Origin of the sequence: Massilia litorea, assembly GCF_015101885.1 — a bacterium.
Taxonomy (GTDB): domain Bacteria; phylum Pseudomonadota; class Gammaproteobacteria; order Burkholderiales; family Burkholderiaceae_D; genus Telluria; species Telluria litorea.
In genome coordinates, this window is sequence record NZ_CP062941.1 from 4,250,230 (window position 1) to 4,263,795 (window position 13,566).

Below are 13,566 nucleotides of genomic sequence, written 5' to 3' on the forward strand. Positions count from 1 at the left end.
CGCTGCGGGCGGCGGCGTGGCAGGCTCAGGCACCGGGTCCGTCGCCACTCCCGGCCTGCCGGGGTGCATCGGCAAGCCGCACCAGGCGCCAAGCGCCGCGGCGCTCGATCGACCTGGCTCCGTGGGCCGGGCGGCCGAAGGCGCCGGGCGGAAGTACAAAGGTTGCGGACGGCAGCAAGCTGCCCTGCGCGAACCAGCGCGTGCCGTCCAGCGCGCGCGGGTCCTCGCAGCGCCACCAGCCGCTCGCCGGACACGGCACGCCGGTGGCGGCGAAGCTGCCGACCGCGACGCCCTGCTCTTCCATGATGCGCGGCCCGATGCCGGACCCGCTGATGCCGGCAGCGGCCACCGGCGTGGCCGGCGCCAGCGGCACGGGCGACGGCACGCGTTTGCGGTTGCGCTTGTCGACCAGTTTCCAGGCGGTCTGGTTCTTCGACTCGTAACTCGGCTGCATGCCCCTGAGCTTTTCCCACAGGGTCTGCGGCGGCAGCAGCAAGGCCTGCGGCATGCGCTCGCCCTTCCTGATGTACTGGCGCTGCCCGCCCAGCACGCCGACGCCCTTGCCGCCGTCGCCGCACAGCCACCAGCCGCTCTCGGGGCAGCGCTCGCCGGCCAGGGCGTAGGTGCCGAGCTGCGTCGGCGGCGGCTCGGCCGCGACTGGCTTGCGTTCTTGCGTAGGGCGTAGCCGGATGCTGGACGAAATCTTGTCCCATAAGGCCATGGCGGCGTCCTGCGACAGTGACGAGGGAACTGGTCCATTGTTGCTCTTGCCGGTCTCCATCGTAAAGGAAAGGTGCGGGAGCAAAACATTGTCGGCAGTCCCATTTACCTCCCACCAAAAGGTGTAGACGATTGCATCGTTTTTCTCTGCGAATCGCGTAATCAGCTCGTCACCCGCGATGCCGCTGATCGTTCGTGGCGCTTCGCGCAAGTTAGAAACATGCATCCTGTCGGCGGCCGACAATTTCGCGTCCGTCTCCGCGCTCCTCTCCAGAAGGCTTTGCCTGTCAGGCTTGTTCCCCGCGGCCAGAATGAGCATGAATTGCATGTCGGGGTGATTGGGCAACCCAGCGCGCATAATGATTTCTTCACCCTGTCCGGCGCTCAGCGGATCGCGAAACCAGGCCCGATGGACACAAAAACCCGATTCGGATGGCGCCCGATTTTCCGGGTTCGGGACGAGCTTGGCGACGAGCGTGGGCAGGTTTTCGATAAGGTCAGGATCATAATCGGATGCTGACACATCGAAACTCATGCCTTGTCCATGCACGAGGGCTTCGACTGCGACGCCTTCGTCGCGGTAGCGCTCCAGCTCCTGTCCCCTCAGACGGGTTCCTTCCGCGACGTTTCGGCTGTGTACGAAAATTTTGCCGCTTACACCGTTTTCCGTCTTGACCTCTCGGACAGATTCGAGGTTCTTGTTTCCGCCGAGCCGGTCCGGGGCGGCACGAAGGCGCGCCTCGCGTTGCGCAAGTCGGTTCCGGAAGTCCGCCTCCGGCTCATCAAATGACGAAATATCGAAGCCATCGACGCGCGGCCGGACCAGCTCCAGCCTTGCCTCTTCCGGCATGTCGAGAAGAAATCTGCCGATACACACCGTTTTCATTCCCTTGGTCATTCGCGCTACCTCTTGTTCATCCCGACGTGCCGTCTCCCGCTTTTCCCGAACCTCTCCGAAGGCCCAGGCGCCTGTTAATCCGACGATGACGATCCCGGCCAGCAGTTTGGCCAGCCCGTTACGGAACCAGTGCGTCACGGCGTCTCCTGAACGATCTTCACAATCAAGCGGAGCGTCAGCTTCAGCATGTCCTGGTTGTTATAGGATCCTTGATGGTCATATCCTTGCGTCGCGAAAGTCTGCTTGACCTTTCCGCTCGGCCCCATGCCCGATTCGCGAGGGACCGTACCGTCGCCTCGGGCATCTTGCTCCTCCAGCTCGAAGAGCAATTCCGCTTTTTCTTCCACCCGAACGCGACGCTGGCCGGCAGGGGTGCACCCAAGGAAACGCGCAGCGCCAAGGTTGGCGGCTGTGACAACGGCTGCAGCGCTTCTTTGCTGCCTTGCGACCCAACGCACCTGCCCATAAGATCGTTTGTGCCGGTCGTCGCCGTAAAACGCGTAGGTGTTCGGGTGGTAATAATCGCCCAAGGATCGGTGAAATTTTTCTGCGGTTCCGATCGCCGACCTGATCGCTTTTTCCACGCCGTCCCGTGTTTCTCGATACTTCCCAGCGGGGTCGGCCAGGGCCGGGTTGATCAGGCGATACCAGGGCGTCATATCTCGGTAAAGATCATATGGATTCGGAGCCCTCGCGTTCGGAAAGTGCAAATAGTCGCCGCGGACAGGACCGCTGGCGGAGGCTTGGGCGTTGATTTCCCGACCAGCATGCTGCGGTTTTCCATCTGCCGCTGTCACCCGGACGTGAAGCCACGGCCCAGGATAAAGGTGATTCGGAAGCAGCTCGAGCGCGCCGGGCGAGGTCGCCAGCACGGCAGTGGTTTTCTCGGTCGTATCTCCCAGGATTTTCGCCAGTGCGGCAGCGGCCAGGTTATCGAGCGGCCCATTATCGGGACTCGACCTTTCTGTCCCACAGGCCATTCGGCGGTATGCAGCCGGCGCTCCAAGTGCAGGCATGACACCGTGGATTACGCCCGCAATCTTGCCAGGGATGCGCTGGGCGCATGCTCGTGCGACCAAGCCCCCCATTGAGTGCGTGACCAGGATGACCTTGTCGCAGCGACGTTTAGCCGTCGTCCAGAATTCGATAATCTCGAGAATGCGCTTTTCCAGCCGCTGGGACGACTCCCCGCAATCTTCCAGCCAGTTGTAGCCAACCGCGTAGACGGGAAAATAGTGCTTCGCATGTTTCTTGAGATGATCTTCCTTCAAGGGTTCAAATTCTCGCAGCCCCCACTGCTGCGGCGTACAGGCCATCACCTCCTTCCAATGCGGCTGGATAAAAGGCTTTTTTTCATGGTCATCAAAACCGAAGGTCTGGTTCAGGCGCATTTGCAGCGCATGCAGCAATGGGCCGTATGAATCGGCGTGTACTTCCCCCCAGCCGCGTTCACGTACCTCCGCGTCCGTGAGTTCGTATCCGTTGACCGGATCGGGCAGGATGATGGCGCCAGTGTCGTCCACTTCCAGGGTGGGTCCATCGAACAGTTTCTGGCGGACGGCCGGCGCGCGTTTTTCCCATATGAGCGATTCCTGGTACCCGTCCGTCAATCCATTAGGCGGGCGCCATACCGGCACTCCTGCGTCGACCTGCCGGTTCTTTTCATTGATCAGTCTTCCCAAGCGGGGCTGACGCTTCGCCCTCAGATTCGTCCCCATAATCCCGGGCACCACGATCACCGGAATAATATGATTCGCCGGCCTGAGTCCCAGCCCCCGGATTTTGTACTCGGTCGACGACATGAACGAATTGACTTCCCAACCGCCGTTGGACAAGGGGATCAGCGGGGGTAGCGGCCGGGTCGATTCACTCATGGGATGCGTGAGAATGCTGGCGTTCAGGGCAGAAGCTCGAAGCGCACCGGCCCGAGCGTGGCGCTCTGGACCAGTGAGGTACGTCCGCTCTCGTCGCTGACGCCATCGATGGTGCTGCCGTCCTCCAGATGCGCGATATAGCGCTGGTTCGGGATCGGTTCGCGTGTCTGCAGGTCGCGCACCACCATTCGCTCATCGGTGCGGATGCTGGACTTCGCGAAATCGAGGGTCGCCGGCGTGCCGCCGCCCGGGCCGCCGTGGACGACCGAGGACGCTTTGACGACGTGCTTGCCGCTGCCCTGCTGGGTGATCGTGCCCTCGGCCCATTCGGTCTGCGCGCCTCTGGAGACGATCCGCACCAGCGGCGCCTCGATGTGGATCGCTTCGGCCGAAATCAGGCTGATGCGGTTCGAGGACTTGATCTCGACATTGCCCTGGTGCGCCTCGAGCGTCACGTTGCCGCGCGCCGCCACCAGCTTGATGCCGAGTTGATGCGCAAAAGCACTGATACCGCGCGCCGCGCGCAGGAAGACGTTGCGGCCGGCCGAGACCTGGGCGTCGCCGCCGCTCGCCAGGTCGACCTGCTTCTCCGAGCCGAGCGCCACATTGTCCTGGCTGGCCAGCACGATGCCGGCGGGTGCCGTGATGGCGACGATCGGCGCGGCGCCGCCGCTCCCCGGCGCGACATTGGTGCCGCTGTCCCAGCCTTTCAGCTTGTCGACCAGCTCCGCCAGCCGTCCGCTGCCTGCCTCGTCGCCAGCATGCTGCCCGGCCAGTTTCGCCATCTCGTCCACCACGCTCTGCATCAGCTCCGCCAGGCCGATCAAGCCGGCGCGCGACAGCTGCTGACCTTCGTCGGCAGGCGATGCCTCGGCAGTGACCAGCACGCCTTTACGACCGCGGATCGCCACCGCCTGCTCGCTGCGCAGTTCCGCGCCCTCGCCGCGCGGCTTGCCCTCGCCGTTCGCGCGGGCACGCGCCAGCCAGCCGAGGTTCAGTTCGGACGCGCCATGGTCGCTCGCCAGCTGCACGCCGATCTCGCCGTGCGTGTCGTCGAAACGCAGCTGGCTGCCGCGCTGCCCGTTCACTTCGCGGCTGCGCAGGCCGGACAGGTAGCGGTTGCCCGGCAGCTCGCCGTTCGGGCTCAGCGCCGGTGGAAGCGCCTGTCCGTTGAACAGCTGGGCCAGCACGATCGGCTTGTCCGGGTCGCCCCCGAGGAAGGCGACCAGGACCTCGCTGCCCACCCGCGGCAGGCCGAGGGCGCCGCATTGCTGGTGGCTGCCCGGGCCGTTGCCGGCCCAGTTGGAGGCGACGCGTACCCAGGCCGAATCGAGCGGCGAGCCTGACGCGCCGGCGCCGTGCGCATGTTCGTGGTCGTGCGTGCGCATGCCGGGAAAGCGGATTCTTACGCGCCCCAGGCTGTCGCAATGCACTTCTTCGCCCGCCGGGCCGACGACCAGCGCGCTTTGCAGCTGCGGATGCGGCAGGTCGGTGCGCTCGTCGAAGGCAGGGACGACCGGCACGCCGCGCCGCACGGCAGTGAAGCGTACCCGCACCGGACCGTCTGCCGGCGCGGCGGGGACAACCCAGCCGCTGCGCGCCAGCAGGCGTTCGATACGTGCCGTCATGTCGCCCGGCAGGTTGTTGCGCACGCTGGCCTGCAGCTCGGTGATCAGGAATTCGCGCTCGGGCGCGGGGTGGGTATCGATCTCGGGATGTTCGGCCAGCGTGAAGTACTGGCCCGCGCAGAAGTCGCGCACCGTTCCCTCGCCGTGGAAGCACTTGGCCTCGAAGCCGTGGCGGGCGATGCGCAGCTGGCCGAGACGGGTATGGTCGTCGACGTCGTTGCCGGCGTGGGGCGCCTCCACCAGGTAGTCGTCGAGGCTCGCCGCCAGGGTGTTGCCGTGCCCACCCTGGTCGAACCCGGCGCGCGCGCTCGTTTCCATGAAGCGCGCGCCGCCCGGGTGCTTGTAGTCCCAGCTGTGGCGCGAGGCGGAGCCCGGCTGCAGGCTACGGGCGGCGCTCCAGGCGGTGATGGTGTCGCGCTCTTCGGTGGCGTCGTCGCGGTGGTAGCGCACGGTGCCCGCCTTGTTGACGGGGAGCTTGGCAGCGTCCGCGAACAGCACCAGCGTGTGCGCCGGGATGCGGTCATCGGCTGCTTCGACCGTGCTGCCCCGGCTGCGCCCCGGCCGCACGCACCAGCAGATGCCGCGCCGGCGCAGCAGGCGCCGCACAAAAGCGGCGTCGGATTCGTTGTACTGCATCGTCTGCTCGCGCGCCGGGTACGCGCTGAGGTCGAGCAGCGGATCGAGTTCGTATTCGAAGGCGCCGGCCAGCACCGCGTTCGCATGGCGCCACTCGTCGAACAGCACCTGCACGATCGCCAGCTCGTTCTGGTTGCGGAAGATGCGGCTGTTGACGCGCTTTTCCATGATCGCCAGCGCGTCGCGCAGCACCAGCTGGTAGGTGGTCAGGGACCCGTCGCTGTCGCCGGCACGTGCCTCGGTGACGATGCCGCAGATGCTGCGCAAGTCGCCGCGGTCGGTGACGATCTGGATTTCGGCGGGCAGCGCGATGAAGCTTTTCAGCGGCAGCGCCGGGTCGCTCGCGACGCAGGCGACGCGGTATTCGAGGCCGCCGCAAACCGACTCGCTGCCGACGATCTGCTGCGGCAGCAGGGCCTCGGCTTCCAGGCCCTGGGCATGCGCGAGGCGCAGGCGCAATGCGCGGTGTGCCGTACTGAGCGACTGTTCATGCCGCAGCACCCGCAGGAATGCACTCGCGCTGTCCACATCCGTCTCCCAGGCCGAAAGAGCCATGGTCCCACGAACCCGACAATACCCGGTTGCGCCGTCTCATTGTGTCCAGGCACAATGTGGCGAACTTCGCACTGTCTGGATCGTCGTCTGTATGCCTGCACAGCCGAGTCCGGCCAGCGCAAATAGTTCCGCTCGAGGCCGATTTGAGGGCAGTTTTATTCCGCGACCAGGGCCGCCAGGCGCGGCAGCGCGGCCAGGGAGCTGCGCCAGGCGGCGGCGCTGATCTCGGCCGGGTCGACGCCGCGCAGTCCGGCCAGCGCCGCGCCGATCGCGGGCAGCTGCTCGGGGCTGTTGCGCGCCGGGTGGATCCAGCTGGGCGAGATGTCCGGTGCATCGGTCTCGAGCACGATGCGGTCGAGCGGCAGGCCGGCCGCCAGCCGCCGGATCTGGAGCGCCCTCGTAAACGTCATAGCGCCGCCGAACCCCAGATGCATGCCCAGCTTGATGAAGGACTGTGCCTGCTGCTCGCTACCGTTGAAGGCATGGGCGATGCCGCCCGGCGGCGCGATCTGGCGCAGGTGTTTCAGGACCTGGTCCTGCGAGCGGCGCACATGGGTCAGCACCGGTAAATCGAAGTCGCGCGCGATGCGCAGCTGCTCGCGAAAGAAGCGCTCCTGCTTCTCGCGCATCGCCGGCTCGCACAGCATCGGGATGAAGAAGTCGAGCCCGATCTCGCCGATGGCGACGAAGCGCGGATCGCCCAGCGCCGCTTCGACGGCAGTGCGCAGCAGCGCCAGGTCTTCGTCGCGCGCCTGCGGTACGTAGATCGGGTGAATGCCGAGCGCATAACTGGCGTTCGGCGCGGCATGGGCAAGCGCAGCAACAACGTCGAAGTTACCGCGTTCCACCGCCGGGATCACAATCATCGACACCCCCTGCTCAGCGGCGCGGCCCGCCACGGCGAGCGAGTCCGCGCCGAATTCGTGCGCGTCGAGATGGCAGTGGGTGTCGATCCACATCGTCGAACCTCAGTCCTCGAGCGGCACCAGCCCGTGTTCGGTCAGGCGCAGCGCACGGTCGCAGCGGCGTGCCAGTTCCATGTCGTGGGTGACGATGACGAAGGCCGTGCCGAGGGTGCGCGACAGTTCCAGCATCAAATCGAAAATGACGAGCGCCGTCGTGTGGTCGAGGTTACCGGTAGGCTCGTCGGCCAGCACGCAGGCGGGTTGCGTGACCAGGGCGCGGGCCAGCGCCACGCGCTGGCGCTCGCCGCCGGAGAGTTCGCCGGGACGGTGCACGACGCGCTTGGCCAGGCCGACTCTGGCGAGAATCGCTTCGGCCTGTTCGACCGCCCGCGCGCGCTTCTCGCGCCGGATCATCAGCGGCATGGCGACGTTGTCGAGCGCCGAGAATTCCGGCAGCAGGTGGTGGAACTGGTAGACGAAGCCGAGCGACGAATTGCGCAGGTCGCCGCGCCGGGTCTCGGACAGGGTCGCGAAGTCCTCGCCCAGCAGCGTCACCGCGCCGGCGCTCGGCGTATCGAGCCCGCCCAGCAGGTGCAGCAGCGTCGACTTGCCCGAGCCCGAGGCGCCGACGATGGCGACGCGTTCGCCGCGCCTGATCGCGAAATCGATCTTGTCGAGCACCTGCACCTGGTAGTCGCCCTGCTTGAAAGTCTTGCTCAGCCCGCGGCAGGCCAGCACCGGCGCATCTGTCTTCACCTCGGCCATCACCTTCGTTGCATCATTCATAGCGCAGCGCCTCCGCGGGCTTCACGCGCGACGCCGACCAGCTCGGGTAGAGCGTGGCGGCAAACGACAGGAACACGGCGACGACGCCGATGCGTGCCACGTCCGGCCAGCGCAGGTCGGACGGCACGGACGTGAATTGGTAAATATCCTTGGACAAGAACTGCACTCCCAATAACTGTTCAATGAATGGAACGATGACGTCGATGTTCAGCGCGACCAGCACCCCGCCGCCGACGCCGAGCGCGGTGCCGAGCAGGCCCGCGACTGCGCCCTGCACCATGAAGATCTTCATGATCGAACGCGGCGACGCACCCAGCGTGCGCAGGATCGCGATGTCGGCCTGCTTGTCGGTCACGGTCATCACCAGCGTCGACACGAGATTGAAGGCGGCCACCGTCACGATCAGCGTCAGGATAATGAACATCATCTTCTTCTCGGTCTGTACGGCGCCGAACCAGACGGCGTTGAGCTTGGACCAGTCGCGCATGACGAGATCGCCCGACATCGATTTTTTCAGTTCGTCGGCCACCTGCGGCGCGGCGTGCATGTCCCTGATGCGCAGGCGCAGGCCGGCGGGCGCGCCAAGGCGTTCCATCTTCTCCGCGTCCTCCAGGCTGATGAAGGCCATGCCGGAATCGAACTCGGTATGCCCTGCCTCGAAGATGCCGGAGACGGTGAAGCTGCGCATGCGCGGCAGGAGGCCGGCGGGCGTGGCCTGGGCCTGCGCCAGCAGCATGGTGACCTTGTCGCCCACGTGCAGGTTCAGGGCGCCGGCCAGCGCGTAGCCGAGGACGATATTGAAACTGCCGGGCGTGAGCGAATCGAGCCGGCCCTGGCGCATGGTGTTGGCGATCTCGGAGACATTGCGTTCGGCTGCGGGAAGGATGCCGCGGATGATGGCTGGACGCATGGCGCCATCCACCTGCTGCAGCAAGGCGTCGCTCTGCACGAAAGGCGCGGCGCCGAGGACGGCCGGATTGCGCAGCGCTTCCTGCGCGGACTCGCGCCACTGCGGCATGTCGCCACGCGCGTCGAACACCTCGATATGCGCCAGCACCGACAGCATGCGGTCGGTGACCTGTTTCTGGAAGCCGTTCATCACCGACAGCACGATGATCAGCGCCGCCACGCCGAGCGCGATGCCGGCCACCGAGATCAGGGAGATGAAGGAAATGAAGCCGCCGCCGTTGTTGCCGTCGCCGCCCTTGCCGGCGCGCGTGTAGCGCAGGCCGACCAGCCATTCGAACGGGAGTGTGTGGATGATGCTCATGCTTTTCTTCTCATTCGTAGCGTAATGCCTGCGCCGGTTTCACGCGCGCAGCGGCCCAACTCGGGTAAAGCGTCGAGAGGAAGGCCAGCAGCACGGCCAGGCCGCCGATGCTCAAGACGTCCGGCCAGCGCAGCTCGGACGGGATCTCGCTGATCAGGTAGATCTCCTTCGAGAGGAATTGGATCCCGAACAGGCGCTCGATGAAGGGCACGATCACGTCCACGTTCAGCGCCACCGTCACGCCGAGCAGCACGCCCAGCGCGCTGCCGAGCAGGCCGACGAGCGTGCCCTGCACGATGAAGATCTTCATGATCGAACGCGGCGAGGCGCCCAGCGTGCGCAGGATGGCGATATCGGATTGCTTGTCCTTCACCGTCATCACCAAGGTCGAGACCAGGTTGAAGGCGGCGACCGCGATGATCATCGCCAGGATGATGAACATCATGCGCTTCTGCGACTGCACGGCGGCGAACCAGACGCTGTTCACCTGCGACCAGTCGCGCAGCACGAGTTCGCCGGCCAGGCTGCGCCGCAGTTCGGCCGCCACGCGCGGCGCCTGGTGCATGTCGCGCAGGCGCAGGCGCACGCCGGCGGGCCCCTCGATGCGCGCAGCCTGGATGGCATCGTCAATGTAGGCAAAGGCGAGCGTGGAATCGAATTCGTAGTGACCGGCTTCGAAGACGCCGACCACGGTGAAGGTCTGGGTCCGCGGCGCGGCCGGAGCGCCGCCAGCCTGTCCCACGCTGCCGAGCAACATGGTCACGCGTTCGCCGACCGTCACGTCCAGGGATTTCGCCAGCGCGCTGCCGAGCACGATGTTCATCGATCCCGGCGTGAGTTTGTCGAGGCTGCCCTGGCGCATCTGGTGCGCCACTTCCGACACCTTCGCTTCCTCGGCGGGCAGGATGCCGCGCAGCAGGGCCGGCTTCATCACGCCGTCGCGCAGCAGCATGCCCTGGACGTCGGCAAACGGTGCGACGGCCGCCACTTGGGGGTTGCGCACGGCCTCGCGCCCGACGGCGCGCCAGTCGGGCATGGCGCCGCGCACGTCGTAGACCTCGACGTGCGCCAGCACCGACAGCATGCGGTCGGTGACTTCTTTCTGGAAGCCGTTCATCACCGACAGCACGACGATCAGGGCCGCCACGCCGAGCGCGATGCCGGCCACGGAAATCATCGAAATGAAGGAAATGAAGCGGTTGCGGCCGCTGCGCTTGCCGGCGCGCGTATAGCGCAAGCCGACCAGGGCCTCGTACGGCAGCTTGTAGATGATGCTCATGTATTTAAGTGTTTGACAACCGACCCCGCAGTTTGCCACAAGAAGCTCATCCGTGACAGCACGCCACGCGTGGAACTTCATGCGCGCAAGACCTGTCGAACGGGTCAGTCCGCACCGAGGACGCACTGGAGCGCACCCGAGATGATGCCTCAAGCGACCGGCGAGCCGTATTTCGACCCGCACAAGCGGTGTGGCCTGGAGAGCACGCCCCGGCCTTCCGGAAGGGCGATCAATTACGCCCCGACAGCCCATTTGGCCTACAATCACGGGATGTCCCAGATTACGCTCGTCCTGCCCTTCGCCCTCCCGATTCCCGAATTCGCCCCCGACCTGGTGGGCGCCCTGCAGGCGCCGGCCCTGTCGGCGCTGCTGTCGCGCACCAGCAGCCATGCGCGCCTGCCGGCCAACGACGCGGTGCGCGCCCTGCCGCACGAGCAGTGGCTGGCGCGGGAGCTCGGCCTGGCGAACGGAGGCCGGCCCGCCTTTGCGGCGGCGGCGATGCGCGCGGCCGGCGTCGAAGCCGGTATCGAGCCCCTGGGCGGCACCTGGTTCATCGTCAACCCCATCCATATCGAGATCGCGCGCACCCACCTGATGATGGGCGACCTGCGCAATCTCGGCTTGACGGAGCCGGAGAGCCGCGCGCTGTTCGAGACGGCCCGGCCCTATTTCGAAGAGGCCGGCCATGCCCTCGTGTATGGCGACGCCGGGACCTGGTTCATGCGCGCCGACGACTGGGCCGGGCTCGACACCGCCACGCCCGACGCGGCGCTCGGCATGGACCTGACGGACTGGATGCCGGAAGGCAGAAGCGCCGCGGCCTTCCGGCGCCTGCAGAACGAAGTGCAGATCCTGTGGCATACGCATCCGGTGAACGCGGCGCGCGAGGCGCGGCGCCTGCCGCCGGTGAACGCCTTCTGGGCATGGGGCGCGGCCGAAGCCGGGACGCTGCCTGCGCCGGATGCACCGACCTTGAAGACTTTCGACGCGGGCGGCGCGGTGCAGGCGCTGGCCGGCGCGCAGCCCGATGCCCTGCCGGACTTCGGCACGCGCCTGGACGGCGACACCATCCTCTACTGCGGCAGCGCGGCTCCCTACGCGGTCGGCGCCGACTGGGGCGGCTGGGTCGCCCAGCTGCAGCAGCTTGAAGCGGCGCTGTTCGCACCCATCTTGGACGCATTGACCAAAGGCCGCGTACGCGAAGTAAGACTGGTGCTGAGCCACCGCGACGCGCATGCCGAGTTCACCACCACCGCCCTGGCGCAACGCAAGTTCTGGCGCCGCCCTACCCTGGATCGACTGCTTTGAAAACCCGTATCGCCACCCGCCCCTGCCCGTTCCGCCAGTCCGAAATGCTGCGCCAGGGCGGCGTGCACCCTGTCCTGGCCCGCATTTATGCCGCGCGCGGCCTGCTGGACGTGCGTGAACTGTCCTGCGAACTGACGGCCCTCGTGCCACCGAGCGGCCTGAAACACATCGACGCCGCGGCCGTGTTCCTGGCCGACGCGATCGCCGCGAATAAAAAGATGACGATCGTCGCCGACTACGACTGCGACGGCGCCACCGCCTGCGCCACCGCCCTGCGCGGCCTGCGCGCGATGGGCGCGAACGTCGACTACATCGTGCCCGACCGCGTGGTGCACGGCTATGGCCTGACGCCGGAAATCGTCGAGCTGACGGCGCGCGAAAAGGCGCCCGACATCATCGTCACCGTCGACAACGGCATCGCCAGCGTCGACGGGGTGCTGGAGGCGAACCGGCGCGGCATCGAGGTGGTCGTCACCGACCACCACCTGCCGGGCGACGCCCTGCCGCCGGCGCGCGTCATCGTCAACCCGAACCAGCCCGAGTGCGGCTTCCCGAGCAAGCACCTGGCCGGGGTCGGCGTGGTGTTCTATGTGCTGCTGGCCCTGCGCGCGGAACTGCGCCGGCGCGGCGTGTTCGACGCCCAGAGCCAGCCCAAGCTGGACAACCTGCTCGACCTGGTAGCCCTCGGCACCGTGGCCGACGTCGTGAAACTCGACGCCAACAACCGCATCCTGGTCGCGCAGGGCATCAAGCGCATGCGCGCCGGGCGCATGCACGCCGGCGTGGCGGCGCTGTTCCGCGTCGCCGGGCGCGAGGCGCGCTGCGCTTCTCCCTTCGACCTGGGCTTTGCCGTCGGCCCGCGCCTGAACGCGGCCGGCCGCCTGGAAGACATGGCGCTCGGGATCGAGTGCCTGACCACCGACGACGAGGGCCGCGCCTGGGCGATCGCCCAGCAGCTCAACGAAATCAACCTGAAGCGGCGCGAGATCGAGGCCGAGATGCAGGACACGGCCCTGCTGCACCTGGATGCCTTCGAGCCGAGCGACTCGAGCACCATTGCCGTCTTCGACGAAAGCTGGCACCAGGGAGTGATCGGCATCGTCGCCTCGCGCCTGAAGGAGAAATTCTTCCGCCCGACGATCACCTTCGCGCCCGGCGGGCCGGGACTGATCAAGGGCTCGGGGCGCTCGATCCCCGGCTTTCACATGCGCGACGCGCTCGACCTGGTGTCCAAGCGCGTGCCCGGCCTGATCGAGAAATTCGGCGGCCACGCGATGGCGGCCGGCCTGACGATCAGGGCGGAATCCTTCGACGCCTTCCAGCAGGCCTTCGAGGCGGTCGGGCGTGCCTGGCTGACCCAGGCCCAGCTCGAGCGCGTGGTCGAGACCGACGGCCCGCTCGAGGACGAGTTCTATTCGACCGCCTTCATCGAGCTGTGCGATGGCCAGGTCTGGGGCCAGGGCTTCGCGCCGCCGGTGTTCTGCGACGAATTCCGCGTGCTGAGCCAGCGCATCCTGAAGGAAAAGCACCTGAAACTCCTGCTGGAACGGAACGGGCGCCGCTACGACGCCATCTGGTTCGGCCGCACCGACGGCCTCGGCGAGCGCGCGCGCGTCGCTTTCCGGCTCGATGCCAACGAGTACAACGGGGTGACCAAGGTGCAGTTGCTGGTGGAGCATGCCGAGCCGGTGTGAGGCCGCGGGCCAT

General features: G+C 66.7%; 9 protein-coding genes. 2 read left to right on the forward strand and 7 right to left on the reverse strand.

The window, feature by feature from the left end; all coding sequences use genetic code 11:
* Nucleotides 1–25 precede the first annotated feature (25 nt).
* The 7 genes from LPB04_RS19165 to LPB04_RS19195 all read right to left on the reverse strand — a co-directional run bounded on the left by LPB04_RS19165 (nt 26) and on the right by LPB04_RS19195 (nt 10,551).
* On the reverse strand, nt 26–1,756 hold the full coding sequence (locus tag LPB04_RS19165) for a T6SS immunity protein Tli4 family protein (protein ID WP_193686075.1): 1,731 nt from the start codon (nt 1,754–1,756) through the stop codon (nt 26–28).
* Entirely contained in the window at nt 1,753–3,492 is a 1,740-nt protein-coding gene (locus LPB04_RS19170; protein ID WP_193686076.1) for an esterase/lipase family protein, read from the reverse strand. Before LPB04_RS19170 ends, LPB04_RS19165 begins: the two co-directional genes overlap by 4 nt.
* A gap of 23 nt (nt 3,493–3,515) precedes the next feature.
* The gene (locus LPB04_RS19175) at nt 3,516–6,284 is read right to left on the reverse strand and encodes a type VI secretion system Vgr family protein (RefSeq protein ID WP_193686077.1); all 2,769 of its coding nucleotides are present in this window, start codon (nt 6,282–6,284) and stop codon (nt 3,516–3,518) included.
* Between the two features lie 182 nt (nt 6,285–6,466).
* Nucleotides 6,467–7,270 carry a TatD family hydrolase gene (locus LPB04_RS19180; protein WP_193686078.1) on the reverse strand — a complete coding sequence of 268 codons (804 nt, stop codon included), beginning with the start codon at nt 7,268–7,270 and terminating at the stop codon, nt 6,467–6,469.
* A gap of 9 nt (nt 7,271–7,279) precedes the next feature.
* Complete coding sequence (lolD, locus tag LPB04_RS19185) at nt 7,280–8,002, reverse strand: lipoprotein-releasing ABC transporter ATP-binding protein LolD (RefSeq protein WP_227496486.1); 723 nt, start codon at nt 8,000–8,002, stop codon at nt 7,280–7,282.
* Nucleotides 7,995–9,272 carry a lipoprotein-releasing ABC transporter permease subunit gene (locus LPB04_RS19190; RefSeq protein ID WP_193686079.1) on the reverse strand — a complete coding sequence of 426 codons (1,278 nt, stop codon included), beginning with the start codon at nt 9,270–9,272 and terminating at the stop codon, nt 7,995–7,997. Before LPB04_RS19190 ends, lolD begins: the two co-directional genes overlap by 8 nt.
* A 10-nt stretch (nt 9,273–9,282) precedes the next feature.
* Nucleotides 9,283–10,551: a lipoprotein-releasing ABC transporter permease subunit gene (locus LPB04_RS19195; RefSeq protein WP_193686080.1), complete on the reverse strand. Its 1,269-nt coding sequence runs from the start codon at nt 10,549–10,551 to the stop codon at nt 9,283–9,285.
* A 270-nt stretch (nt 10,552–10,821) separates the two neighbouring features.
* On the opposite strand from LPB04_RS19195, the gene LPB04_RS19200 reads away from it, so the two are divergent.
* Both LPB04_RS19200 and recJ read left to right on the forward strand, forming a co-directional pair.
* On the forward strand, nt 10,822–11,859 hold the full coding sequence (locus tag LPB04_RS19200) for a hypothetical protein (RefSeq protein WP_193686081.1): 1,038 nt from the start codon (nt 10,822–10,824) through the stop codon (nt 11,857–11,859).
* A 44-nt stretch (nt 11,860–11,903) separates the two neighbouring features.
* Nucleotides 11,904–13,553 (forward strand): single-stranded-DNA-specific exonuclease RecJ, encoded by a 1,650-nt coding sequence (gene recJ, locus LPB04_RS19205; RefSeq protein WP_193689094.1) that lies wholly within the window; start codon nt 11,904–11,906, stop codon nt 13,551–13,553.
* The last annotated feature ends 13 nt before the right edge of the window (nt 13,554–13,566 follow it).

What these genes read in the sequence shown, in the direction of transcription:
- LPB04_RS19180 (WP_193686078.1), bottom strand. Translation starts at nt 7,270, where the DNA reads ATGTGGATCGACACCCACTGCCATCTCGACGCGCACGAATTCGGCGCG.
- LPB04_RS19170 (WP_193686076.1), bottom strand. Translation starts at nt 3,492, where the DNA reads ATGAGTGAATCGACCCGGCCGCTACCCCCGCTGATCCCCTTGTCCAAC.
- LPB04_RS19200 (WP_193686081.1), top strand. Translation starts at nt 10,822, where the DNA reads ATGTCCCAGATTACGCTCGTCCTGCCCTTCGCCCTCCCGATTCCCGAA.
- LPB04_RS19195 (WP_193686080.1), bottom strand. Translation starts at nt 10,551, where the DNA reads ATGAGCATCATCTACAAGCTGCCGTACGAGGCCCTGGTCGGCTTGCGC.
- LPB04_RS19190 (WP_193686079.1), bottom strand. Translation starts at nt 9,272, where the DNA reads ATGAGCATCATCCACACACTCCCGTTCGAATGGCTGGTCGGCCTGCGC.
- recJ (WP_193689094.1), top strand. Translation starts at nt 11,904, where the DNA reads ATGCTGCGCCAGGGCGGCGTGCACCCTGTCCTGGCCCGCATTTATGCC.
- lolD (WP_227496486.1), bottom strand. Translation starts at nt 8,002, where the DNA reads ATGAATGATGCAACGAAGGTGATGGCCGAGGTGAAGACAGATGCGCCG.